19 protein-coding genes are annotated in these 24,342 nt (G+C 68.2%); 16 read left to right on the top strand and 3 right to left on the bottom strand.

The window, feature by feature from the left end:
* Window positions 1-61 precede the first annotated feature (61 nt).
* The 7 genes from OVA06_RS11740 to OVA06_RS11710 all read left to right on the top strand — a co-directional run bounded on the left by OVA06_RS11740 (window position 62) and on the right by OVA06_RS11710 (window position 10,152).
* A complete protein-coding gene (locus tag OVA06_RS11740) occupies window positions 62-766 on the top strand; it encodes a hypothetical protein (RefSeq protein WP_015936552.1) in 705 nt (234 codons plus the stop codon).
* A complete protein-coding gene (locus OVA06_RS11735) occupies window positions 763-5,208 on the top strand; it encodes an FtsK/SpoIIIE domain-containing protein (protein ID WP_268158435.1) in 4,446 nt (1,481 codons plus the stop codon). Before OVA06_RS11740 ends, OVA06_RS11735 begins: the two co-directional genes overlap by 4 nt.
* Before the next feature lie 118 nt (window positions 5,209-5,326).
* A complete protein-coding gene (locus tag OVA06_RS11730) occupies window positions 5,327-5,962 on the top strand; it encodes a hypothetical protein (protein WP_268158433.1) in 636 nt (211 codons plus the stop codon).
* 38 nt (window positions 5,963-6,000) lie between these two features.
* Window positions 6,001-8,313, top strand: coding sequence for an NAD-dependent DNA ligase LigA (gene ligA / locus OVA06_RS11725; protein WP_268158431.1), 2,313 nt, complete (start codon window positions 6,001-6,003; stop codon window positions 8,311-8,313).
* Window positions 8,310-9,119, top strand: coding sequence for an inositol monophosphatase family protein (locus OVA06_RS11720; protein WP_056083611.1), 810 nt, complete (start codon window positions 8,310-8,312; stop codon window positions 9,117-9,119). The genes ligA and OVA06_RS11720 overlap by 4 nt, the downstream gene beginning before the upstream one ends.
* A gap of 99 nt (window positions 9,120-9,218) precedes the next feature.
* Complete coding sequence (locus tag OVA06_RS11715) at window positions 9,219-9,722, top strand: GNAT family N-acetyltransferase (RefSeq protein ID WP_056083608.1); 504 nt, start codon at window positions 9,219-9,221, stop codon at window positions 9,720-9,722.
* 49 nt (window positions 9,723-9,771) lie between these two features.
* The gene (locus tag OVA06_RS11710; RefSeq protein WP_056083604.1) at window positions 9,772-10,152 is read left to right on the top strand and encodes a RidA family protein; all 381 of its coding nucleotides are present in this window, start codon (window positions 9,772-9,774) and stop codon (window positions 10,150-10,152) included.
* Between the two features lie 44 nt (window positions 10,153-10,196).
* Here the strand turns inward: OVA06_RS11710 and OVA06_RS11705 are convergent, their stop codons facing one another.
* The gene (locus tag OVA06_RS11705; protein WP_268158427.1) at window positions 10,197-10,859 is read right to left on the bottom strand and encodes a response regulator; all 663 of its coding nucleotides are present in this window, start codon (window positions 10,857-10,859) and stop codon (window positions 10,197-10,199) included.
* Complete coding sequence (locus OVA06_RS11700; protein WP_268158425.1) at window positions 10,852-12,579, bottom strand: sensor histidine kinase; 1,728 nt, start codon at window positions 12,577-12,579, stop codon at window positions 10,852-10,854. Before OVA06_RS11700 ends, OVA06_RS11705 begins: the two co-directional genes overlap by 8 nt.
* Before the next feature lie 218 nt (window positions 12,580-12,797).
* Between OVA06_RS11700 and OVA06_RS11695 the strand changes: the two genes are divergently transcribed.
* From OVA06_RS11695 to OVA06_RS11675, 5 genes are all read left to right on the top strand, one after another.
* A complete protein-coding gene (locus tag OVA06_RS11695; RefSeq protein ID WP_056083598.1) occupies window positions 12,798-14,261 on the top strand; it encodes a CitMHS family transporter in 1,464 nt (487 codons plus the stop codon).
* A 148-nt stretch (window positions 14,262-14,409) separates the two neighbouring features.
* Window positions 14,410-14,706, top strand: a complete 297-nt coding sequence (gatC, locus tag OVA06_RS11690) for an Asp-tRNA(Asn)/Glu-tRNA(Gln) amidotransferase subunit GatC (RefSeq protein ID WP_056083596.1) — start codon at window positions 14,410-14,412, stop codon at window positions 14,704-14,706.
* Window positions 14,707-14,709: 3 nt separating this feature from the next.
* Window positions 14,710-16,284 carry an Asp-tRNA(Asn)/Glu-tRNA(Gln) amidotransferase subunit GatA gene (gene gatA / locus OVA06_RS11685; RefSeq protein WP_056083593.1) on the top strand — a complete coding sequence of 525 codons (1,575 nt, stop codon included), beginning with the start codon at window positions 14,710-14,712 and terminating at the stop codon, window positions 16,282-16,284.
* On the top strand, window positions 16,284-17,795 hold the full coding sequence (gene gatB, locus OVA06_RS11680; protein WP_056083590.1) for an Asp-tRNA(Asn)/Glu-tRNA(Gln) amidotransferase subunit GatB: 1,512 nt from the start codon (window positions 16,284-16,286) through the stop codon (window positions 17,793-17,795). Before gatA ends, gatB begins: the two co-directional genes overlap by 1 nt.
* A 192-nt stretch (window positions 17,796-17,987) precedes the next feature.
* Entirely contained in the window at window positions 17,988-18,581 is a 594-nt protein-coding gene (locus OVA06_RS11675) for a DUF5666 domain-containing protein (RefSeq protein WP_268158421.1), read from the top strand.
* A 33-nt stretch (window positions 18,582-18,614) separates the two neighbouring features.
* Here OVA06_RS11675 and OVA06_RS11670 read toward each other — a convergent pair whose 3' ends face one another.
* Entirely contained in the window at window positions 18,615-19,526 is a 912-nt protein-coding gene (locus tag OVA06_RS11670; RefSeq protein WP_056083587.1) for a LysR family transcriptional regulator, read from the bottom strand.
* A gap of 132 nt (window positions 19,527-19,658) precedes the next feature.
* Between OVA06_RS11670 and tdh the strand changes: the two genes are divergently transcribed.
* Genes tdh through OVA06_RS11650 form a run of 4 tightly spaced genes read left to right on the top strand, consistent with a single transcriptional unit; the run spans window position 19,659 to window position 24,297 of the window.
* Complete coding sequence (tdh, locus tag OVA06_RS11665) at window positions 19,659-20,705, top strand: L-threonine 3-dehydrogenase (protein ID WP_268158418.1); 1,047 nt, start codon at window positions 19,659-19,661, stop codon at window positions 20,703-20,705.
* A gap of 8 nt (window positions 20,706-20,713) precedes the next feature.
* Entirely contained in the window at window positions 20,714-21,910 is a 1,197-nt protein-coding gene (locus tag OVA06_RS11660) for a glycine C-acetyltransferase (protein WP_268158416.1), read from the top strand.
* Between the two features lie 54 nt (window positions 21,911-21,964).
* Complete coding sequence (locus OVA06_RS11655) at window positions 21,965-23,074, top strand: NAD(P)/FAD-dependent oxidoreductase (protein WP_268158413.1); 1,110 nt, start codon at window positions 21,965-21,967, stop codon at window positions 23,072-23,074.
* Window positions 23,075-23,085: 11 nt separating this feature from the next.
* Window positions 23,086-24,297 (top strand): amidohydrolase family protein, encoded by a 1,212-nt coding sequence (locus OVA06_RS11650; protein WP_268158412.1) that lies wholly within the window; start codon window positions 23,086-23,088, stop codon window positions 24,295-24,297.
* The last annotated feature ends 45 nt before the right edge of the window (window positions 24,298-24,342 follow it).

The raw sequence follows: 24,342 nt of genomic DNA, 5'->3' as shown, positions 1-24,342 counted from the left end.
CCGTTGTGCCGGCAAGCACGCCGGCCGCATTAACACTTTCGCTCTTGAGGAGGCACAGAATATGGGGGATCTAGCAATAGATTTCTGTGGTGAATGGTACGAGCCCTCGGATGAGGACGTCTTCAACATCGGCCGCGAGGGCGATCTTGAAGTGGACGACAATCCGTACCTGCACCGGCAGTTCCTGCAGGTTGCCCGCTACGACGGCATCTGGTGGCTCAGCAACGTGGGCGGCATGCTGTCCGCCACGGTCGCTGACGCGTCCGGCGGGATGCAGGCCTGGCTGGCGCCGGGTGCCCGGATCCCGCTGGTCTTCAGCCACACCAACATCATTTTTACGGCCGGGCCCACCACCTACGAGTTCGCCGTCCACCTGAAGACCCCGTCCTTCCGGCAGGAAGCCAGGGACGGTGACAGCAGCGGCGACACCACCATCGGCCCGGTGGTGTTCACCGACTCCCAGAAAGCACTGATCGTGGCACTGGCGGAGCCCATGCTGCGGCGCGAGGGAACCGGCTTCAGCGCCATCCCGTCGTCGGCTGCCGCCGCGAAGACCCTTGGCTGGGCGTTGACCAGGTTCAACCGCAAACTCGACAACGTCTGCGACAAACTCGACCGCGTGGGCGTGGTGGGCCTGCGCGGCGGTGGCGGCAAGCTCGCCACCAACCGGCGCGCCCGCCTCGTGGAGCACGCCGTTACCTCCCACCTGGTGACCCCGGATGACCTGTACCTGCTGGAAAAGATGAGGGGCGTGGACGAAGGATGAGGATCCGGCTGACACTCCGCCGGGACCCGGCGGAAACCAAGGACCTGGCAGTCACCGTGGACGGCCTGGCCACCGTGGCGGACATTGCCACCGTCCTGTGGGCTGCGGACCCGGACCGAAAGGGACGCCCCGCACCGGACAACCTGTCCCTGCGCATCGACGAAGCCTTCGTTGGCGGCGGCATCAGCGGCAACGTCCTGGCACGCGAAGACAACCTCCTGGAGTCCGGCCTGCGGCCAGGCTCGGTGGTCTCGCTGGCCCAGGTCAGCGACCAGTTCCACGAGGCCGGCGCCGGACGCGGTCCCGCCGCCGCCACCCTGCGCGTGCTGTCCGGGCCCGACGTCGGCAAGGAATTTTCGCTGCCCACCGGCACCAGCTACATCGGCCGGGACCGCGACGTGGACATCCGGCTCACCGACCCCCTGACCTCCAAGCGGCATGCCCGCATCACGGTGGCCGAGGGCATCGAAATCGTTGACACCAACTCCGCCAACGGCCTGCTCATGGATGGCCTGCCGGTGACCCGGGCCCGGCTCAACTCGTCCGACACCGTCACCCTGGGCGACACCACCGTCACGGTGGTGCCGCTGGGCCACAACCGGGCGGCAGCACCGACGTCGCCCCTTGTGGACTTCAACCGTTCGCCCCGGGTGGTTCCGCGGTTCGAGGAACCCAAGCGCGTGGTCCCGTCCGGGCCCAAGCGGCCGGAGGACCACCCGTTCCCCTACATCATGCTGATTGCGCCCCTGATGATGGGCGGGGTCATCTTCGCGGTCACCCGCAACCCGCTTTCGGTGATCTTCATGATGATGATGCCGCTGTTCATCATCGGCCACTACGTGGACCAGAAGATGCGCAACAGGAAGCAGCAGAAGGAGGGCCACAAGCACTTCCGCGCGTCGATGGCCGCCTTCCGGGAGGACATCACCGAACTGCAGAAGGTAGAGCGTGCCGTCCGGCTGCAGGAAGCACCGTCCGTCAGCGACACCGTGGACGCGATCTATAAGCTCGGCCCGCTGCTGTGGACGCACCGCCCCGAACACAAAACCTTCCTGGGGCTGCGGTTCGGGCTGGGCACCGCACCGTCCCGGGTCCGGCTCGAAGAACCGTCCAACAACGACACCGAGGTGCAGTACGCCCGCGAAATCCAGGACTGCCTGAAACAGTTCCGGGAGATCGAAGGCGTCCCCATCGTCTCGCAGCTGCGCACCTCCGGGTCCCTGGGCATCGCCGGCGCCCGCGGCCTGGTGGATGACGTGGCCCGCGGAATCGTCCTGCAGCTGGTAGGCCTCCACTCGCCCGCCGAAGTGGTCCTCACGGCCATCACCTCGGCACAGTCCCGGGAGCGCTGGGACTGGCTGCAGTGGCTGCCGCACGTCGGCTCCGGCCACAGCCCACTGTCCGGAGACCATCTCGCCGCAGGGTCCGCCGGCGGCTCATCGCTGCTGGCCCGGCTTGAAGACCTGCTCGACGCGCGGGAGGCCGCAGTAAAGCGGCAGGCACCCGAGCTGCGCCAGGAGATGGACCCCGCCAAGCACGAACTCGAAGCACCCGTGCTGCCCACGGTGCTGCTGATCGTGGAGGACGACGCGCCGGTGGACCGCGGGCGCCTCACCCGGCTCGCCGAACGGGGACCGGACTCGGGCGTACACGTCATGTGGGTGGCCACCGACATCCAGGCACTCCCGGCTGCCTGCCGGGACTTCATGGTGGTGGACGGCGACCACGGCACCACCACCGGCCAGGTCCGCCTGGGCCGGCACACCTACCCGGTGAGCTGCGAAAGCGTCGACGCCGAGCTGGCCGGCCAGCTGGCCCGCATGCTCGCGCCGGTGGTCGACGTGGGCAAGCCCGTCAACGATGACTCCGACCTGCCGCGCGCCGTTTCCTACGCCACGCTGATCGGCAAAGACTTCCTGGACAACCCGCAGGCCGTGGCCGAGCGATGGTCGGAGAACAACTCCGTACACTCCTCTGCAGTGGCCAACCGCAAGGACAACGGCACGCTCCGGGCGCTGGTGGGGTCCAAGGGCATCGAACCGCTGTACCTGGACCTGAAGAACGAAGGGCCGCACGCCCTGGTGGGCGGTACCACCGGTGCCGGCAAGTCAGAGTTCCTGCAGTCCTGGGTGATGGGCATGGCATCCGCCTACAGCCCGGACCGGGTCAGCTTCCTGTTCGTGGACTACAAGGGCGGTGCTGCGTTCGCCGACTGCATCAACCTGCCGCACACCGTCGGCCTGGTCACCGACCTGTCCCCGCACCTGGTGCGGCGGGCACTGACATCGCTGCGCGCGGAACTCCACTACCGCGAGCAGCTGCTGAACCGGAAAAAAGCGAAGGACCTGCTGGCCCTGCAGCGCGAAGCCGATCCCGACGCGCCGCCCTACCTCATCATCATCGTGGACGAATTCGCGGCGCTCGCCAACGAAGTTCCCGAGTTCGTGGACGGCGTGGTGGATGTGGCTGCCCGCGGACGGTCGCTGGGCCTGCACCTCATCCTGGCCACCCAGCGCCCGGCCGGCGTCATCAAGGACAGCCTGCGCGCCAATACCAACCTGCGCGTGGCGCTGCGCATGGCAGACGAGGATGACGCCACGGATATCCTGGGCGTCCCGGACGCGGCGTATTTCGATCCGGGGATTCCGGGCCGCGGAGCCGCGAAGACCGGCCCGGGCAGGATCCAGGGTTTCCAGACCGGTTACGCCGGCGGCTGGACCACGGAGAAACCGCAGCGGCCGCAGATCGACATTGTGGAGATGGCCTTCGGCTCGGGCTCAAGCTGGGAGGCGCCCGCGCCGGAAAAGCCTGCAGCGGCCGAACCCGCAGGGCCCAACGACATTGCCCGGATGACAGCCAACATTGTGCGGGCGGCGGACGTCCTTGCCATCGACCCGCCCCGCAAGCCGTGGCTGGACGAGCTTGCCAAGACCTACGATTTCTCCAAGCTGCCCAACCCCCGTGCGGACGAGCAACTGCTCCTTGGTGTGGCCGACGACCCCGTCCGGCAGGACCAGCCCACCGTGTTCTACGAACCGGACCGGGACGGCAACATGGCCATCTACGGCACGGGCGGCTCGGGCAAGTCCGCCGCGCTGCGCGGTATTGCCATCGCCGCGGCGGTGACGCCCCGCGGCGGCCCTGTGCACGTGTACGGCATCGACTGCGGCTCGTCAGGCCTGCGGATGCTCGAAGAGCTGCCGCACGTGGGTGAAGTCATCAACGGCGACGACGTCGAACGCGTGGGGCGGCTTTTGCGCCTGCTGCGGGACATCGCCGAACAGCGTTCCGCCCGCTTCGCCGAGGTCCGGGCGTCCACCATTGTCGAGTACCGCAGGCTGGCCAACCGGCCGGACGAAAAGCGGATCTTCGTCCTGGTGGACGGCATGTCCGCGTTCCGCGAAGCCTACGAACACAGCCGCCTGTCCGGGCTGTGGGACATCTTCCTCCAGCTGGCCACCGACGGCCGCACCCTCGGAATCCACCTGGTGGTCTCCGGCGACCGTCCCAACGCCGTCCCGGCATCGCTGCTTGCCTCCATCCAGCGGCGCCTGGTGCTGCGCATGTCCTCCGAGGACGATTACATCTCGATGGACGTTCCCCGGGACGTCCTCGGCGCCACGTCTCCGCCGGGGCGCGGGCTGCTGGACGGGCTGGAAGTCCAGCTTGCCGTGCTGGGCGGGAACTCAAACCTGGCGCTGCAGGCGCGCGAAGTCCACAAGCTCAGCGAAGCGATGCTCCGCCAGGGGCTGGACACTGCCCCCGGCATTGAGCAGCTCCCGGACCAGGTGGACCTGGACGTCCTTCCCGCCGGCAGCCCGGAACTGCCGGTCATCGGCGTCGATGACGAAACACTCCAGCCCGCCGAGATCATGGCCCGCGGACCGCTGCTGGTGGGCGGCCCTCCGGGCGCCGGCCGGACGGTGGCGTTGGTCACCCTTGCCTACGCCCTCCGCCGCTCCAACCCGCAGGTGGAACTGATCTACATCGGCGCCCGCCGTTCCGCGGTTGCTTCACTGCCGCTGTGGAACCGCTCGGTGGTGGGTCCGGACGACCTCGCCGAAATGGTGGAGGACCTCGTGGAGCATTCCTCCGGCAACCCGGGACGGCTGGCCATCTTCATCGAGGGCCTGACGGAGTTCACCGACACCATGGCCGAATCCGGCATGGCGCAGCTGGTCACGGCCTCCATCAAGGCTGATCAGTGGGTGGTCGGCGAGTCCGAGTCGTCCACCTGGTCCTCGGCCTGGCAGCTCGCCCAGCCGTTCAAGTCCGGCCGCCGGGGCCTGCTGCTCAACCCCGGTGACATTGAGGGCGACAGCCTGCTGAACACGTCGCTGGGGCGGGTCAGCCCCGAATTCATCCCCGGCCGCGGGTACATTGTGGGCCGCGGAAAGGCCCGGAAAATCCAGGTGGCTCTGCCGCCGGAAAACCGGGACTGAAGCCCATACCACGGGAGGGCCGCACAATCGATGGATTTGCGGCCCTTCGGCGCGTTATAGAAGACTGGAAAGGCACCAGATAGCCGCAGCGGGGGACTGCGGGCCCTGAAAGGTAACAATGCCCCCCTCTTCTCCGGCGCACCGCGCTGTCCTCGCCACGGCGTCCGCAGCTGTCCTGGCCGCCTCGATAAGCCTCCCCGCCGGAGGCGCCCCCGTGGCCGACCCGCCTGAACCCACAGGATCGGCGACTGCCACCACCGCACCCGGCTGCGGGGACGAATGCAGCCTGGAACCAACCAGCCCTGCCACCGAGCCCGTCAGGCCCACCAGGACGAAGCCGGCCGACCGGCCGGGCCCACCAACACCGTCCTCTCCCGCGCCGCAGCCGGTCCTGCCGACGTCGGCTGCCCCCACGTCCACAGGTCCCGCTGTGCCGCCGGCAACCAGCAGCCCCACCGCAACAGTTGGCCCGGCAACCCACGGCACGAACCCGGAAACATCGCCAGACCCGTCCGTGGCAGCCCCCAGCCCGGGCGGCGCCGCCCCCACAACCGCGGCGCCGTCGTCGGACTCCGGCTGGGACACGCCGGTGACCACCTCCGCCAGGGCAACCCAGGCCGCTGCCGTGTCCCGTGCGGAGATGTCCGGCCGCGGCGGCCCCGACCTTCCCGCGGTGGCCGCGGGCGTCCTGCTGGTGGGCACCGGCGGCGGTGCGTTCGCCTGGTGGATCAGGAACCGCCCGCGCATGCACTGACACGGCTGGCTGTCGTACCGGTAGGGCAAGATAGGTCTGTGAGCACAGGAGAAGGCACCGCAGAACAGACCGCCACCGGGACCGCCGCGCAGAACGGACGTGAAAGCACCCCGTCCGATGCCATCCGGGAGGAATACGAGAAGCTGTCGGACCTCATCAGGAAGTACCGGTTCGCGTACTACCAGGACGACGCACCCCTGGTGTCCGACGCCGAGTTCGACACCCTGTTCCGCCGCCTGGAAGAGATCGAGGCGCTGCATCCGGAGCTGGTGGCCAACGACTCGCCCACCCAGGAAGTGGGCGGGGAAGCCTCCGCGGCCTTTGCCGCCGTCGAACACCTGCAGCGGATGTACAGCCTCGAGGACGTCTTCTCGATCGAGGAGCTTGAGGCCTGGCTCAACCGGGCCGAAGCCAGCATCGCCAAGCTGGGGGACGGCACCGCCAGGGCCGCCTGGCTGACCGAACTCAAGATCGACGGGCTCGCAGTCAACCTGCTCTACCGCGACGGGAAACTGGTCCGCGCTGCCACCCGCGGCGACGGCACCACGGGTGAGGACATCACCCACAACGTCCTCACCATCAAGGAAATCCCGCAGCAGCTGCGCGGGGAAGGCTATCCGGCCGAAGTGGAAGTCCGCGGCGAGGTGTTCATCCCCTCCAAGGCGTTTGCAGAATTCAACGAGGCACTGATCGAAGCGGGCAAGGCCCCGCTGGCCAACCCACGTAACGCCGCGGCAGGCTCGCTCCGGCAGAAGGACCCGGCGGAAACCGCCAAGCGGCCGCTGAAGATGTTCGTCCACGGCATCGGCGCCCGTGAAGGACTTGAGGCCCGCAGCCAGTCCGGGACCTACGCCCTGCTCAAGGAATGGGGCCTGCCTGTCAGCCCCTACTTCGAAGTACTGGAGGCCCGCGCCGACGTGCTGGGGTTCATCAGCAAGTACGGTGAGCAGCGCCACAAACTCCTCCACGAAATCGACGGCATAGTCATCAAGGTGGACGACTTCGCCACCCAGCGTGCCCTGGGCTACACCACCCGGGTGCCGCGCTGGGCGGTGGCCTACAAATACCCGCCGGAGGAAGTGCACACCAAGCTCCTCGACATCCAGGTCAACGTGGGCCGCACCGGCAGGGTGACCCCCTTCGGCATGATGGAACCGGTCAAGGTGGCCGGCTCCACGGTGGAAATGGCCACCCTGCACAACCAGGACGTGGTCAAGGCCAAGGGCGTGAAGATCGGCGACATCGTGGTCCTCCGCAAGGCAGGCGACGTCATCCCCGAAATCGTGGGGCCGGTCCTGGCCCTGCGCGACCAGCAGGATCCGCCCGTACGCGACTTCGTGATGCCCACCGAGTGCCCGGCCTGCGGCACGCCGCTGGCACCGGCCAAGGAAGGGGACGTGGACATCCGCTGCCCCAACGGGAAGTCCTGCCCGTCCCAGCTCCGCGAGCGGGTCTTCCACCTCGCCGGACGGGGCGGGTTCGACATTGAGGCGCTGGGCTGGGAAGCCGCGATTGCGCTGACGCAGCCCGCCGAGCCGGACGTGCCGCCGCTGACATCGGAGGCCGCACTGTTTGACCTCACTCGGGAAGACCTCGCCGACGTGAAGATCCGGCGCGAGAAGCGGTCCAAGGGGATTCCCACCGGCGAGTACGAGCTGGTGCCCTACTTCTACAGCAAGGGCACGGCAAAGTCCCCGTCGAAACCCACTGCCAGCACGGAGAAGCTGTTTAAGGAACTGGACAAGGCCAAGAGCCAACCGCTGTGGCGGGTGCTGGTGGCGTTGTCCATCCGGCACGTGGGTCCCCGCGCCTCGCGTGCACTCGCCCAGGCCTTCGGCACCATGGACGGGATCCGGGCAGCTTCCGAGGAGGAACTGGCCCACGTCGACGGGGTGGGGCCCACTATCGCTGCCGCGTTGAAGGAATGGTTCACCGAGGACTGGCACCGCGAGATCGTGGACCGGTGGGCTGCCGCAGGCGTCCGGATGGAGGATGAGCGGGACGAGTCTACGCCGCGCACCCTGGAAGGGCTCACCGTGGTGGTGACCGGCTCGCTGCCCAACTTCAGCCGGGACGAAGCCAAGGAAGCCATCCTGGTCCGCGGCGGCAAAGCCTCCGGGTCCGTCTCAAAGAACACGAGTTACGTGGTGGCCGGCGAAAGCGCCGGCACCAAGCTGGACAAAGCGGAACAGCTGGGGATCCGCGTGCTGGACGAGGACGGATTCCGGCTGCTGCTCGACGGCGGCCCGGCCGCGGTGGGGGACGCCGCGGAAACGGACGTCGAAGACACCTCGGAGGAGAGCGCCGCGTTGGAAGAAGAGAAGGCAGCAGCAGTGGAGGAGAAGGCATGACCGGGCCGGAGGAATTCCTGGACGTCGCGAAGGAGGCAGCCCGGGCCGGTGCCCGGGTCCTCTCGGGACGGAACGGCGAAGCGCTGGGCGTCAGCAACAAGGGGGCAGCCGGCGACTGGGTCACCGCCTTCGACCTGGCGGCGGAGAACGCCGTGCGGGAGGTCATCACGGCCGCCCGCCCGGGGGACAGCATCACCGGTGAAGAGCACGGGACCACGCGCCCCGCGAACCCCACCGGCTACCGCTGGTCCATCGACCCGCTGGACGGCACCACCAACTTCATCCGGAACATCGTCTACTACGCCACCTCCGTGGCAGTGGCTGATGCCGACGGCGCCTGGCTGGCCGGCGTCGTCAACGCCCCCGCCCTGGGCCGCGTCTACTACGCTGCCCGCGGCGCCGGCGCCTGGCTGGAGGAAGGCGGCCGGACCACCCGGCTGGACGGTCCGGTGCCGGGCCGGACGGGTCAGATCCTGGCCACAGGCTTCAGCTACGACCCCGCGGTCCGGTCCCAGCAGGCCGCCCAGTTCGCCGAACTGGCCGACGGCTTCGCCGACGTCCGCCGGCTCGGCTCGGCGGCGCTGGACCTGTGCATGGTGGCCGACGGGACGCACGACGCTTATGGCGAACGGGGCCTGAACGAGCACGACTTCTCGGCCGGCGCCCTCATCGCCGAGGAAGCCGGGTGCTGGGTGCGGCGTCCGCGGCTCACCAGTCCGCTGGACGGCGGCCCTTCAGACCAGGAACGGCTGGACGCCTGGACCTGTGCTGCCGGGCTGGAGCTATCGGGCAGGTTCCCGCTCTGACCAGGACGCCCGGTTCCGGCGCAACCGAAGAGTGATAGTTCAATCACGGAAAACGCTGTTTCCGTCCGCCGGCGCGCCCGGCAGCACTACCATTGACGGGTGCATCCGCAGATAACCATCCGCACCGCCGTCGAATCGGATTACGACGCCGTTGCCCGCATCACCCGCGATTCCTACCTGGCCGCCGGCTACTTCGAGGACGCCGCGCACCCCTACATGGTCAAGGTCCAGGACGTGGCGGACCGCGCCGGCCAGGCCACCATCTGGGTCGCCGAACGCGGGGGAGCGGTGGTGGGATCGGTAACCCTGGCGCTGGCCGGCGAGCCGTATGCGGACATCGCACTGCAGGATGAGCTCGAATTCCGGATGCTGGTGGTGGACCCTGCCGTGCAGCGCAGCGGCGCCGGCCGGGCCATGGTGGAGGCCATCATCGAGCACGCCCGGTCCCTTCCCGGCATCAACGCCGTAGCCCTCACCACTGGCCAGACCTGGGAAAGCGCCCACGGCCTCTACCGCACCACGGGCTTCCGCCGGGTCCCCGAACGCGACTGGCTCGTGCCCGGAACCGACATAAAGCTGCTGGTTTACCGGCTGGACCTGTAGCCGCCCTACAGTGGTGCCGACCCGCATTCCATTGTTGAAAGGCCCCGCTATGCGCAAAACCTACGGCACCGGTTCCGTCTGGGAACAGTCCCTCGGCTACTCCCGCGCCGTCCAGGTGGACAACACCCTGTACATCTCGGCCACCGCGGCAAGCGGCGAGAACGGGATCGTGGGCGAAGACTTCTACACCCAGACGCAGTTCATCCTGCAGAAACTGGGCGATGTCCTCGCGGACGCCGGGTTCGGCTACGGGGACGTGGTCCAGTCAAAGCTCTACCTGACGGACATCAGCCAGTGGGAGGACGCCGGCCGTGCCCACGGCGAGGTCTTCGGCGAAATCCGCCCCACCCTGTCCCTGGTGCACGTGCTGCCGTTCCTCGACCCCAAGATGCTGGTCGAAATCGAACTGGTGGCCCAGAAGAGCGCCTAAGCTGCCTTTGTTGCCGGACCGGCGGCAAGTGTTTCCCGGTCCAGCTAGGCCACCGGCAGGCCGTAGCGGTGCTCCGGCCTGCCGGTGGTCCCGTACCGGAGCTGGATGTCGACGGCGCCATCGTCCGCCAGCGATGACAGATACCGTTGCGCCGTGGCCCGCGAAACGCCCACCCGCGCCGCGACCTCCGCGGCGGAGTACTGCTGGCCCGGTTCCAGCGAATCCAGCACCGCAGCCTCGGTGGCGGAGCGTGGTTTGGCCGACGGCGTGACGTCCCCGGGGATGAGCGATCTCTTGGCCCGTTCCAGGGACTCCTGGTCCAGGGCCCCCGGCTGGGCCATTAGCCGCCGGTACCTGGCGTAGGACCGGAGCTGCTGTGACAACGCATCTGCCGTGAACGGCTTCAGCAGGTAACCCAGGGCGCCGCGGCGGAAGGCCACCCGGACGGATGCGGTGTCTGACGCTGCGCTGAGCATCACGGTGTCCACGTCCAGTTGCTGCAGCAGGTCCAGCCCGGAAGCATCCGGCAGGTAGACATCCAGCAACACCAGGTCTGGCCGGAGGCTGTGGATGGCCTGCAATGCCAGCGACGCCGACCCAACGGGGGCCAGCGCCAGGAACCCGGCCACCGAGTCCACGTAGGCGGCATGCAGTTTGGCGACGTGGAAGTCATCATCCACGATCAGCACCCGGAAGTCGTCAGCCATTCTGGTCCTTTCCTTCATCGGAAGTCTGGGCGGCGGCGCCCGCGGTGGTGTGCGGCAGGGTGGCCATGAACACCGCGCCTGGCCCGCCGCTGCTGCCGCGGTCCAGCACCGTGACGTCCCCGCCGCGGCGGCGCGCCAGTTGCCGGGCGAGGGCCAGCCCGAAGCCCTGCCCGCCGCCGTTACGGTTGTTTCTGTTCAGCGCGCCCGTGGCGGTGGTGAATCCTTCGGCGAACACCGCCTCAGTGTCCGTTCCCCCGGCCAGCCCGTCACCTGAGTCCGCGACCACGACGTGCAGCGTGCCGCCGTCGTCGCCCGGTTCGTCCAGCACCTCAAGCTCCACCCATTTTTCCGCTGCGGCACCGGCCACGGCGGCGTTTACCGCGTTGTCGATCAGGTTGCCCAGCACGGTGGTGACGTCCTGGGCCTCGGTCACCTGGCCCCGGACCAGGGTTTCCGGACCGATCCGCAGCGACACGCCCCGTTCGTCGGCCTCCACGCCCTTGGCGCCCACGAAGGCCTGCAGGTAGGGGTCCTGGAGCAGCTCGGCCTGCTCCACGGGGAACTTCAGCGGCCCGGTGGCGGCCAGGGTGGCGAGGTAGTCCCGTGCTTGCCGGTGCTGCCCGATGCTCATGAACCCCGCCAGCGTGTGGAGCTGGTTGGCGAATTCGTGGCGCTGGGCGCGGAGCGCGGTGGACATGGTGCCCACGGCGTCCAGCTGCCGGGTGAGTTCCTGCAGTTCGGTGCGGTCCCTGAGCATCACCACCCAGCCAAGGTCCTCCCGCCCGTGCAGGGCCTTGCGGGCATTGGCCACCAGCACCCGCCCGCCGGCCACCAGCTCCACGGCATCGGCGGCCGGCCGGTCCGGGCTGGTCAGGGAAGTCAGCTGGTCCGGCACCGGGGCGTCCTCCCAGCGCGTGCCGGCCAGGTCCGGCAACCCGAGCATGCGCTGCGCCGCGGCGTTGAAGACGCTCACCCGGCCGTCGGCCGAGACGCCGATGACCCCGTCGTCCACGCCCTGGAGCACTGCCACCTGATCGTGGACCAGCGTGCTGATCTCTTCCGGTTCCAGCCCCAGCGTGAGCCGCTGCAGCCGGCGGCGCAGCAGGAACGAGCCCAGGATTCCGGCCAGCAGGGCGCCGGCGGCGGTCAGCGCCACGGGGCCGATGTCCCGGGCCACGCTCTGGGCCACCGTCTCCATCGAGTAGCCGACGCTGACCTCGCCCACCACGGTGGAGTTGTCCGCGGCATAGACCGGGACCTTCGCTCCCGCCGATGCTCCCAGCGTTCCGGTGTTGCGGGTGGTGACTTCCTGCCCCGACAGTGCCTCGGACGGATCGGTGCTGACTTTTTCGCCGAGCCGCTGGGGGTCCGGGTGGGCCAGGCGGATGCCCTCTTCGTCGGTGATCACCACGAACAACGCCCCGGTCCGGGTGCGCGCCGCTTCGGCGGAAACCTGCAGGGGACCGGACGCCAGCTCAGACGCCGGGGGAGTCCCTTCTTCACCGCTGATGGCCAGCACGTCGGCACGCACCTCGGGGTCCGACGCGACTGTGCGTGCCAGCGTCAGGGCCTGGTTTTCCGCTTCGCTGCCCACCCGGTCATAGGTGAGCCAGGTATGGACGGCGGCGCTGAGCAGAACCACCAAAAGCACTACGCCCAGCTGCAACAGGAGCGTCTGGGTGGAGAACCGCAGCGGCGGGCGCGGCACGGAGCGCTGCATGATCCTCCTTGACTGGCATGGGCCGGACGGCTTCCTGGGTACGGCGTCATCTGCGCGGCGTCGTTAGTGCGGATACCGCGTGAGCACAATGAGCAAAATGCTCCCAATAAGCAGTATGCCAATCAATTGAGCCAAAGGCACGGCCGTGACGTCCGCCACCCTACAGTCTGTAGCACGCATCACAACGCTGTGGTGCCGTTCACAAGAAGGAGCCGGCTGTGCTGGTAATACTTGGATTCGCCATGATCGCGGTGTTCATGGTGCTGATCATGACGAAGAAGTTGACGCCAGTGCTGGCGCTGATCATCGTCCCCACCGTTTTTGGCCTTTTCGCAGGTGCCGGCCTGGGCATCGGAGACATGGTCCTGGACTCGATGAAGTCCATGACGTCCACCGCAGCCCTGCTGATGTTCGCCATCATCTACTTCGGCCTGATGATCGACGTCGGACTGTTCGACCCGCTGGTGAAGTTCATCCTCCGCAAACTGGGCAACGACCCCGCCAAGGTGGTCCTGGGCACCGCCCTGCTCGCTGCCGCTGTCTCCCTGGACGGTGACGGTTCCACCACCTTCATCCTCACTACCGCGGCCATGCTGCCGATCTACCTGCGCCTGAAGATGAGCCCCGTGGTCCTCACCTGCGTCGCCGGCCTCGCCAACGGCACCATGAACATCGTCCCCTGGGGCGGTCCCACGGCCCGCGCCGCCACCGCACTGAAGATCGACGTCAACGATGTCTTCGTGCCCATGATTCCGTCGCTGATCGGCGGCATCGTTGTGGTCCTCGTCTTCGCCTGGATCCTTGGCCTGCAGGAGCGCAACCGCCTCCGCAGCACCCAACCCGAAATCTGGGGCGTGCCCGATACCGCAGCAGAGTTCGACGGCGGTGCTCCCGCCGGCCCGGCCGCCGGTTCCGGCGCAGGCCGTGGGCACAACGGCAACACCCCCGGCGGAGCAGCCCCCGCAGGCGGTTCCGTGGCCGTGCTCGAACGCACCGAGACGCCCGTGGACGACCACGACGCCGCCATGGCGGACACCGCACTGGACCCCAACCGCAGCACGCTGCGCCCCAAGCTGTTCTGGTTCAACCTGGGCCTGACCGTGGCCGTCATGGCCATGCTGATCGCCGACCTCGTGCCGCTGCCCTACGTCTTCATGGTGGGCTCCGCCATTGCCCTGCTGGTCAACTTCCCGAAGGTCAAGGACCAGGGCGCCCAGCTCGTGGCACACTCCTCCTCGATCGTGGCCGTGGTCAGCATGGTCATGGCAGCGTCCGTCCTCACCGGCGTGCTGACCGGCACCGGCATGGTGGAAGCCATGTCCGCCTGGCTCGTCCAGATCATCCCGTCCAGCATGGGCCCGCTCATGGCAGTCATCACCGGCCTGCTCAGCATCCCCATGACGTTCTTCATGAGCAACGACGCCTTCTACTTCGGCGTCCTGCCGGTCCTGAGCGAGACAGCCGCGCACTACGGCATCGGCGCCGCCGAGATGGCCCGGGCCTCCATCACCGGCCAGCCGTTCCACATGCAGAGCCCGCTGGTCCCGGCCATCCTGCTGCTGGTGTCCCTCGCCAAGGTGGACCTCGGTGACCACCACAAGAAGGTCCTGTGGCGCGCCGCCGTGGTGTCCCTGGTCATGCTGGGAATCGGCATGCTGACCGGAGCCATCGGGATCGGTTAGTCTGTTGCTGCCTGCGGCTCGCCCTCCGGGGCCGGCCAACGGCAGCGAACGGTGCCCGTCTGACGCCCGCTGGGGGCCGTCAGACGGGCATCTGCGTTTCCCCACTAGAATGGATCGGAAACCAATCCGAACTTTGCAGGGGAGATCCATGGCTGCGATCAACCGTGACGATGTTGCGCACCTCGCGCGGCTCGCTCACATCGAGATGAGTGCCCAAGAGCTGGACAGGATGGCCGGAGAACTCGCCGTCATCGTTGATTCGGTCAAGTCCGTCAGTGAAGCCGCCGGAGACGACGTCCCGGCCACCTCGCACCCCATTCCACTGACCAACGTCTTCCGCGAGGACGTAGTGGGGCACACGTTCAGCGCCAAGCAGGCACTGTCCGGGGCTCCGGACTCGGACGACAACCGATTCAAGGTCCCGGCAATCCTGGATGAGGCATAAACCATGACTGAACAGAACACCACTGCCGCGGGCCTGATCCGCCTGTCCGCAGCAGCTCTCGCCGAGAAGCTCCGCGCCGGTGAGGTCACCGCCGTCGAAGCCACCCAGGCCCACCTGGACCGGATCGCCACAGTGGACGGCGGGGAACGCGGCGTCAACGCCTTCCTGCACGTCAACGCGGAGGAAGCGCTCGCCGTCGCCGCCGAAGTTGACGCCATCCGCGCCGCCGGCGGTGCGGAAGCCGAGGCGCTGCACTACCTGGCCGGCGTCCCCATTGCCGTCAAGGACCTGATCGTCACGGTCGGCCAGCCCACCACGGCCGGCTCGAAAATCCTTGAGGGCTGGCACAGCCCCTACGACGCCACCGTCGTGGAACGGCTGCGTGCCGCGAAGATGCCCATCCTGGGCAAGACCAACCTTGACGAGTTCGCCATGGGGTCCTCCACCGAGCACTCGGCCTACGGACCCACCCGCAACCCCTGGGACCTGGACCGGATCCCCGGCGGCTCCGGCGGCGGTTCCGCGGCCGCCGTCGCCGCCTTCGAAGCCCCGCTGGCCCTGGGCACCGACACCGGCGGGTCCATCCGCCAGCCCGGCGCCGTCACCGGCACCGTGGGCGTCAAGCCCACCTACGGCAGCGTCTCCCGCTACGGCGCCATCGCCATGGCCTCCTCGCTGGACCAGATCGGGCCGGTCACCCGGACCGTGCTGGACTCCGCACTCCTGCACCAGGTCATCGGCGGCCATGATCCCCGCGACTCCACCTCGCTGCCCGAGCCGCTGGCCGATCTCGTCGCCGCCGCCAAGACCGGCAACGTCGAAGGCCTGCGGATCGGCATCATCAAGGAGCTGCACGGCGAGGGCTACCAGGCCGGCGTCGAAAACCGCTTCAACGAATCCCTGGAGCTGCTCAAGGAAGCCGGCGCGGAAATCGTCGAGGTCTCCTGCCCCAACTTCCAGTACGCGCTCGGTGCCTACTACCTGATCATGCCGTCCGAGGCCTCCTCCAACCTGGCCAAGTTCGACGGCGTCCGCTACGGCCTGCGCGTGCTCCCCGAAGAGGGGCCCATGACGATCGAACGCGTTATGGGTGCCACCCGCGCCGCAGGCTTCGGCGACGAAGTGAAGCGCCGCATCATCCTGGGCACCTACGCCCTGTCCGCGGGCTACTATGACGCGTACTACGGCTCCGCGCAGAAAGTCCGCACCCTCGTGCAGCGCGACTTCGACGCCGCCTTCGCCAAGGCCGATGTCCTCATCTCGCCCACGGCACCCACCACCGCCTTCCGGCTCGGTGAAAAGCTGGACGATCCGCTGGCCATGTACCTCAACGACGTCGCCACCATCCCGGCCAACCTCGCCGGCGTCCCCGGCCTGTCCCTCCCGGGCGGCCTCGCGGACGAGGACGGGCTGCCCGTCGGTATCCAGTTGCTCGCCCCCGCACGGGAAGACGCCCGGCTTTACCGCGTGGGCGCCGTGCTGGAAGCTCTGCTAGAGGAAAAGTGGGGCGGACCGCTGCTCGCGCAGGCCCCCGAACTCGCCACGTCCGGCACCCTCGAAACCCAGGAGGCTAAATAATGAGCACCGACACCATCCTGAGCTTCGAAGAAGCCATGGAGAAGTACGATCCCGTCCTGGGGTTTGAGGTCCACGTTGAACTCAACACCAAGACCAAGATGTTCTCCTCCGCGCCCAATGTCTTCGGCGATGAGCCCAACACCAACGTCAACGAGGTGGACCTGGGCATGCCCGGCGTCCTGCCGGTGGTCAACAAGACGGCCATCGAATCGTCGATCAAGATCGGCCTGGCGCTGAACTGCAAGATCGCCGAGACCTGCCGCTTCGCCAGGAAGCAGTACTTCTACCCGGACACCCCCAAGAACTTCCAGACCTCGCAGTACGACGAGCCCATCGCCTACGACGGGTACCTTGACGTCGAACTCGAGGACGGCACCGTGTTCCGCGTGGAAATCGAACGCGCCCACATGGAAGAGGACGCCGGCAAGCTGACCCACATGGGCGGCGCCACCGGCAGGATCCAGGGCGCAGACTTCTCCCTGGTGGACTACAACCGTGCCGGTGTTCCGCTGGTGGAAATCGTCACCAAGCCGATCGAGGGCGCCGGATCCCGTGCGCCGGAACTGGCCAAGGCCTACGTGGCGGCCGTCCGCGAGATCGTCAAGAACCTCGGGGTCTCCGACGCCAAGATGGAACGCGGCAACGTCCGCTGCGACGCCAACGTCTCGCTCCGCCCGCACGGCCGCGAACGGTTCGGCATCCGCTCCGAAACCAAGAACGTGAACTCGCTGCGCGCCGTCGAACACGCCGTCCGCTACGAGATCCAGCGCCACGCAGCCGTCCTTGACTCGGGCGAACCGGTCATCCAGGAGACCCGCCACTGGCACGAGGACACGCGCACCACCACCTCCGGCCGTGCCAAGTCCGACGCTGACGACTACCGCTACTTCCCCGAGCCGGACCTGGTTCCCATGGTGGCCTCCCGCGAATGGGTGGAGGAGCTGCGCGCCACCCTGCCCGAGCCGCCGGCGGAGCGCCGCAAGCGCCTGAAGGCCGACTGGGGCTACTCGGACCTCGAATTCCGCGACGTGGTGAACGCCGGGGTCCTGGACGAGATCGAGGAGACCATCGCTGCCGGTGCCAGCGCCTCTGTGGCCCGCAAATGGTGGATGGGTGAGATCGTGGGCCGTGCCAAGGCAGCCGACGTCGACCCCGGCCAGCTCGGCGTCCAGCCCGCCACCATCGTGGAACTCGCGCAGATGGTGGAAGCCGGCAAGATCAACAACAAGATGGCAGCCCAGGTGCTGGACGGCGTCCTCGCCGGCGAAGGCACCCCGGCGGAGATCGTCGAGAAGCGCGGCCTCGCCGTCGTGTCCGACGACGGACCCCTCCTGGAAGCCATCGACGCTGCACTCGCCGCGCAGCCCGACGTCGCGGACAAGATCCGCGGCGGCAAGGTGCAGGCCATCGGCGCGATCGTTGGCGGCGTCATGAAGGCCACCCGCGGCCAGGCCGACGCCGGCCGTGTCCGCGAGCTCATCCTGGAGAAACTGGGCGTCACCGCGCAGTAGCTCCCACCCCCCAACTGGGTCGCAGTTAATGTCGTTTTGAACCGTCAGAACGACATCTACTGCGACCCAGTTGGGCTTTAAGGACCCACTCGGGGCCGTTGGAAAATACCCGTACCCACTGTCGCGCCACGGTCCTACACTGGAGCCGTCGGGGCCTGCCGGGCGGCAGGCCGGCTGAAGGAAGTGGCGGACATGGGACCGAAGACCCTGAGGACTCGGAAGGCACTCCTGGCGGGGGCCGTTGTGGTGGCGCTCAGCGGGGCCGGCGCAGCGCTGGCCTGGTCCGCAGGGCCGCCCTCAGCCACGCCGTCTCCTTCCCCGTCCGCCTCACCGTCAACGCCGGGCCACGAAGGCCGCGGAGCCACACCGGACACGTCCCAGCGCCCCCAGTTCCAGCACGGCGAGAGCGTCGTAAAAAAGGCGGACGGGACCTTCCAGACAGTGCTTGGGCAGCGCGGCACGGTGGAGGCCGTCAGCAGCACGTCGATCACCGTCAGGAGCGGGGACGGCTTCACCCAGGCCTACACGGTCAACTCGGACACCAGGGTCACCAGGAACGGCACCATCGCGGACATCGCCACCGGTGACGTGGTCCGGGTTGCGGGCGTCCGGGACGGCGGCACCGCAACTGCCCAGCGGATCACCGGGGGCGGCGGAGACCACCCGGGTCCGGGCCTGGGCCGCGGCCACGGACGCGGGCACGGTGGGAATGGGAACGGAAACGGAAATGGAAACGGCAAGGCGCACGGGCAGGGCCAGGCAAACCCATCAGGCTCCGGCGCCTGATCCGCGCCCCTGCCGCTGTCAGCCCTGTACCTGTCAGCCCTGCTTCACCAGCCCTGCCATGATGTCCTGCAGCGCCTCGCAGACCGTCATCACCGATCGGCGCTTCAGGTTTTCCGGGCGCGCCAGCAGATCTATCCGCCGCCGGGTGCTGATTCCCTTCAGCGGCCGCAGCACGATGTCCGGGTGCAGGACGGGGCCGGCGGTGTACCGGGGGAGCAGCCCGATCACGCCGCCGGCTGCCACCAGTGCGGCGACGGTGGAGTAGTCGTTGATGCGGTGCACGATGGTCGGTTCCCGGCTGGACACGGCCGCGACGGCGGACAGGACGTCGGCGGGGGAGTATCCGGCGTGGCTGGTCACCCAGGCCTCGCCTCCGACGTCGTCCGCTGTGACCGCTGCCTTCCCGGCGAGCGGATGCGCGGCGGGCAGGGCCACGTCCAGGGGTTCGTGCAGCAGCGGCACCACCGTCACCCGTTCCGTTGGCCAGCCCGGACTGTGGTCCATCCGGTGGGCCAGCACGAGGTCATACCGGGCGGTGAGCGCGGGAAAGTCCTGCTGCGCCACGTCCTCATCGGACAGCTCGAGCCGGGGTTGCCCCGGGCCCTCCAGGATCCGGGCCAAAGTGGCGAACACGGCCTGGCCGGCGCTGTGGAAGCCGCTGACGGTGACGCGGCCGCCGCTCGAGCCGTGGTAGCTGCCGATCGCCGCCCGGGCGTCCGCCATGGCGCTGACGACGGCGGCCCCGGCGTCCGCGAGCACCTGGCCTGCGTCCGTCAGCACCAGGTTCCGCCCCTCCTTGCGCGTGAGCGGAACATCCACGGACCGCTGCAGGAGGGCCAAGTGCTGGGAAACAGCGGAGGGGGTGACCATGAGGGTATCGGCCACTGCCTTGACGCTGCCGAGGGCTCCGAGTTCGCGCAGGATTTCAAGCTGGTGGATCTCCATCCGATCAGTTTACGCATTAGTTATTGCTACATCGTCGATTGAGAAGATTCCCATTGTGCTAAAGCTTTGCCGGCGCTGTAATGGGGGAAGGCAGGATCCTGCCGAGCACGTGACGAAGAAGCGAGGAAGCCGATGAAGGCTCTGTACAAGGCGGGTCCGCAGGCCGGCTTCGAACTGGTTGACCGCCCGGAACCCGAAGCCGGCCCGGCCGATGTGAAGATCCGGGTGATGACCACAGGGATCTGCGGGACCGATCTCCACATCCAGTCCTGGGACGCCTGGGCACAGGGCATGATTGAAGCCCCGCTTATCGCCGGGCACGAGTTCTACGGTGAAGTGGTGGAGGTGGGCGCTGACGTCCGCGACGTCAGGGTGGGGGACAGGGTCTCCGGCGAGGGGCACATCGTCTGCGGCATCTGCCGGAACTGCCGGGCCGGCCGCCGCCAGATGTGCATCCACACCGTGAGCGTCGGCGTGCAGCGGGACGGTGCCTTCGCTGAGTACGTCGTCCTTCCCGAAACCAACGTCTGGGTCCACCACGATCCCTCGGTCACCCCGGAACTTGGCGCCATCTTCGACCCCTTCGGCAACGCCGTGCACACCGCGTTGAGCTTTCCGCTGGTGGGCGAGGACGTCCTCATCACCGGTGCCGGGCCCATCGGCCTGATGGCCATCGCCGTCGCCCGCCACGCCGGAGCCCGCAAGATTGCCATCACCGATGTCTCCGGGCCCCGCCTGGAACTTGCCGCCAAGCTGGGTGCGGACCTCACCATCGACGTCTCCGCCACCCGCGTCCGGGACGCCCAGCGCCAACTGGGAATGCGCGAGGGGTTCGACATCGGAATGGAAATGTCCGGCCACCCTTCGGCCCTGCCCGAAATGATCGACAACATGAACCACGGCGGCCGGATCGCCATGCTGGGCCTGCCCAGCCAGGACATCACCATCGACTGGGGCAAGGTGGTCACCCACATGCTCACGCTCAAGGGCATCTACGGCCGGGAGATGTACGAGACCTGGTATGCCATGAGCGCCATGCTCTCCTCCAACCCCGCCCTGCACGCCGGCATCTCCGCCGTGGTCACGGACACCCTCCCTGCCACAGACTGGGAAAAGGGCTTCGAGATTGCCCGCAGCGGCAGCGGCGGCAAAGTTGTCCTCGACTGGACCCGACTCTAAGGAACCCCATGTACACCTCCATCAAGGACCAGCTCCGCGACGAACTGGAAGACATCCGCACCGCCGGGCTCTTCAAGAACGAGCGCAGCATCAGCTCGCCCCAGTCCAGCCACATCACCGCAGGCAGGATCGGCGCCCCCGGCGCCGACGTCCTGAACTTCTGCGCCAACAACTACCTCGGCCTGGCGGACCACCCGGACATCATCGGCGCCGCCAAGCAGGCCATGGATGAACGCGGCTTCGGCATGGCAAGCGTGCGCTTCATCTGCGGCACCCAGGACCTGCACCTCGAGCTCGAATCCCGGGTCTCGCGGTTTCTGGGCACCGAGGACACCATCCTGTTCTCCAGCTGCTTCGACGCCAACGGCGGGGTGTTCGAGTCCCTCTTCGGCCCCGAGGACGCCATCATCTCCGACGCCCTGAACCACGCATCCATCATCGACGGCATCCGCCTCTGCAAGGCGCGCCGCTACCGGTACGCCAACCAGGACATGGCCGAACTTGAGGCGCGGCTGCAGGAGGCCTCCGACGCCCGCCGCCGCATCATCGTCACCGACGGCGTGTTCTCCATGGACGGCTTCCTCGCCCCGCTGGAAGCCATCTGCGACCTCGCCGAAAAGTACGGCGCGCTGGTGATGGTGGACGATTCCCATGCCGTGGGCTTCATGGGCGGCACCGGCGCCGGAACCCCTGAGCACGCCGGCGTCTCCCACCGGGTGGACATCTACACCGGTACGTTCGGCAAGGCGTTGGGCGGCGCGTCCGGCGGCTACGTTTCCGGCCGTTCCGAAATCGTGGCCATGCTCCGGCAGAAGGCCCGCCCCTACCTGTTCTCCAACTCCCTTGCACCGGCCATCGTCGCCGCCACCATCAAGGCACTGGACCTGGTGGAAAACTCGGCGGACCTCCGGAGCCGGCTCTTCGAGAACGCAGCGCTCTTCCGCCGCCGGATGACCGAGGAAGGCTTCGACCTCCTGCCGGGCGAGCACGCCATTGTCCCGGTCATGTTCGGCGACGCCGTCGTGGCCGCCAAGGTGGCCGACCGGATGCTGCACCACGGCGTCTTCGTCACCGCCTTCAGCTTCCCGGTGGTGCCGCGCGGCGCCGCGCGGATCAGGGTTCAGCTCTCGGCCGCACATTCGGCGGACGACGTCGAAACGTGCGTCGGTGCGTTCGTCGCCAGCCGTGCGGAGACAGCCGCCTGAGGGCGCCTGCTTCTTCCGGGCGCCGGACGGCGAGATCTCTGCAAGGATGATGGCATGGCAGCTCATTACGATGTCCTGATCGTCGGCGGCGGCATTGCGGGCCTGTCCCTCGCTTCGGCGCTGGCAGGGAACTGTACCGTGGCCCTGGTGGAGGCGGAGCAGGAACTGGCGTACCACACGTCCTCCCGCTCCGCCCGCCAGCTCATCCCCAGCTATGGTCCGCCAGTGGTGCAGGAGCTGACCGCCCGGACCCTGGAGCTGATGGCCGCCCGCGATGCCGAACTCCCCGAGCCCGTCCTGACCCCGCGCAGCTTCCTGCTCATCGGCACTGAGGAAGAGGTGACGGCGGAGGCCAGCGGCTCCATGCAGCCCATCTCCCACGCCGAAGCGCTGCAGCTGTGCCCGGCGCTGGTCCCCGAATCCTTTGCCGCGGCGGGGCTGGACAAAGGATCCTTTGGCAGCAATGCGCCGCTGCTGCTGGAGGATCACCGCAGGCGGGCCGTAGAGGCCGGCGCGGACATCATCACCGGAGCAAGGGTGCATTCCGCCCAGCACCTCGGCTCGGGCTGGCAGGTGGGTGCCGGTGCCGAGGGGTTCGAAGCCGGGGTGCTGGTGAACGCGGCGGGAGCCTGGGCCGACGAACTCGCCGTTATCAGCGGCGTGGAGAAGCTAGGCCTCCAGCCGTACCGGCGCACCGCGGCGATTGCCGCCGTCGAACACCCCCTCCCGGAGGGCAGCCCCATGGTGGCGGCAGCGGACAATTCCTTCTACTTCCGGCGCGAAGGCGACGGCGTGCTCATCTCCCCGTCCGAACACGTGCCCAGCGGACCTGAGGACGCCCGGCCACGGCCAGGGGACGTGGAGCGGCTGGTGGACCGGCTTAATGAGCTGACCACCCTGGGTATCTCGGGCGTCCGCAAGGCTTGGACAGGGCTGCGTACCGAGGCGGCCGACGGCGTTCCCGTAGCAGGATTCGACGCGGAGGCGCCTGGCTTCTACTGGCTGGCGGGGCAGGGCGGCTACGGCTTCCAGACGTCGGCCGCCATTGCCGAACTGGCCGCGAGGCAGATCCTGGGCAGTATGCAGGGCATCCCGGCAGGCCCGAGTCCGGAATCCCGGACAGCGCAGGCGCTGGCGGCCACGCGCTGGTCCATCCGGCGCTGAAGAATAAAAGCATGAGCATCCTGATCACCAATATCGCCGAGTTGATGACCCAGGACCTGGAGCACCGGGTCCTGAAGGATGCGGCGGTGGTGATTGAGGGCGAACGCGTCGCCTGGATCGGGCCGGCGGCCAACGCTCCCGCTGCTGACGACGCCGTCGACGCGGGGCGGCGCGCGCTGCTGCCCGGGTGGGTGGACTCCCACACGCACCTGTTGTTCGCGGGTGACCGGACAGCGGAATTCGAGGCGCGGATGGCCGGGGAATCGTACTCGGCCGGCGGGATCGCGGTGACAGTGGACGCTACCCGGGCCACCCCCGACTTCGATCTCACGCGGCTGGCCCTGGGCAGGGTGGCCGAGGCCGTTTCGCAGGGCACCACGTACCTGGAGACAAAGACCGGCTACGGCCTCGATGTGGAGCAGGAAGCGCGCAGCGCCCGGATTGCCTCCACCGCCGCGGACCAGGCCACGTACCTTGGTGCCCACCTGGTTCCCGCCGGCAAGGACGCTGACGCCTATACAGACCTGGTGTGCGGGCCGATGCTCTCGGCGGTCAGGCCGTATGTGCAGTGGGCGGACGTCTTCTGCGAGAAGGGCGCCTTCACCGAGGACCAGTCCCGCCGCGTCCTGCAGGCCTGCAGGGATGCCGGGCTGGGGCTGCGGGTGCACGGCAACCAGCTGGGCGAGGGTCCGGGCGTCCGGCTGGCAGTGGACATGGCAGCCGCCAGCGTGGACCACGTCAACTACCTCGCGGGCGCCGACATTGACGCCCTGGCCGGAACCTGGTCCGGCTGGGACCCGGCGTCCGGGTCGGGGGTGCGCGGGACTGTGGCCACCTGCCTGCCGGCGTGCGACCTGTCCACCCGCCAGCCGCTGGCCCCGGCCCGTGCCCTCCTGGATGCGGGCATCCAGGTGGCCCTCGCCTCCAACTGCAATCCGGGTACTTCCTACACCAGTTCGATGGCGTACTGCGTGGCCACGGCCGTACTGCAGATGCGGCTCAGCGTGCACGAGGCGGTCCGTGCGGCCACTTATGGCGGCGCGCTGGCGCTGCACAAGGAACGCGGCACCGATGCCGACGGCCAACGTGCCGTCGGTTCCATCGCCGTCGGACACCGGGCCGACCTGCACCTGCTGAACGCACCGTCCGCCACCCATCTCGCCTACCGCCCGGGCATGCCGTTAACGTACGCTGTGTGGCGGGCCGGTGTCCGGGAACGGTAAACAGCGGACCCGCCCTCCACATTTTGACGTTAGATGATTGTTTGA

Source organism: Pseudarthrobacter sp. SL88 (assembly GCF_026672455.1).
In the GTDB taxonomy this organism is placed as follows: domain Bacteria; phylum Actinomycetota; class Actinomycetes; order Actinomycetales; family Micrococcaceae; genus Arthrobacter.
This window is presented reverse-complemented; position numbering and strand designations above follow the sequence as displayed.

Excerpts from the sequence above, each read along its gene's own strand:
- OVA06_RS11740 (WP_015936552.1), top strand. The coding sequence starts at position 62 with ATGGGGGATCTAGCAATAGATTTCTGTGGTGAATGGTACGAGCCCTCG.
- OVA06_RS11735 (WP_268158435.1), top strand. The coding sequence starts at position 763 with ATGAGGATCCGGCTGACACTCCGCCGGGACCCGGCGGAAACCAAGGAC.
- OVA06_RS11730 (WP_268158433.1), top strand. The coding sequence starts at position 5,327 with ATGCCCCCCTCTTCTCCGGCGCACCGCGCTGTCCTCGCCACGGCGTCC.
- OVA06_RS11720 (WP_056083611.1), top strand. The coding sequence starts at position 8,310 with ATGACCGGGCCGGAGGAATTCCTGGACGTCGCGAAGGAGGCAGCCCGG.
- OVA06_RS11710 (WP_056083604.1), top strand. The coding sequence starts at position 9,772 with ATGCGCAAAACCTACGGCACCGGTTCCGTCTGGGAACAGTCCCTCGGC.
- OVA06_RS11705 (WP_268158427.1), bottom strand. The coding sequence starts at position 10,859 with ATGGCTGACGACTTCCGGGTGCTGATCGTGGATGATGACTTCCACGTC.
- OVA06_RS11700 (WP_268158425.1), bottom strand. The coding sequence starts at position 12,579 with ATGCAGCGCTCCGTGCCGCGCCCGCCGCTGCGGTTCTCCACCCAGACG.
- gatC (WP_056083596.1), top strand. The coding sequence starts at position 14,410 with ATGGCTGCGATCAACCGTGACGATGTTGCGCACCTCGCGCGGCTCGCT.
- gatA (WP_056083593.1), top strand. The coding sequence starts at position 14,710 with ATGACTGAACAGAACACCACTGCCGCGGGCCTGATCCGCCTGTCCGCA.
- gatB (WP_056083590.1), top strand. The coding sequence starts at position 16,284 with ATGAGCACCGACACCATCCTGAGCTTCGAAGAAGCCATGGAGAAGTAC.
- OVA06_RS11675 (WP_268158421.1), top strand. The coding sequence starts at position 17,988 with ATGGGACCGAAGACCCTGAGGACTCGGAAGGCACTCCTGGCGGGGGCC.
- OVA06_RS11670 (WP_056083587.1), bottom strand. The coding sequence starts at position 19,526 with ATGGAGATCCACCAGCTTGAAATCCTGCGCGAACTCGGAGCCCTCGGC.
- tdh (WP_268158418.1), top strand. The coding sequence starts at position 19,659 with ATGAAGGCTCTGTACAAGGCGGGTCCGCAGGCCGGCTTCGAACTGGTT.
- OVA06_RS11660 (WP_268158416.1), top strand. The coding sequence starts at position 20,714 with ATGTACACCTCCATCAAGGACCAGCTCCGCGACGAACTGGAAGACATC.
- OVA06_RS11655 (WP_268158413.1), top strand. The coding sequence starts at position 21,965 with ATGGCAGCTCATTACGATGTCCTGATCGTCGGCGGCGGCATTGCGGGC.
- OVA06_RS11650 (WP_268158412.1), top strand. The coding sequence starts at position 23,086 with ATGAGCATCCTGATCACCAATATCGCCGAGTTGATGACCCAGGACCTG.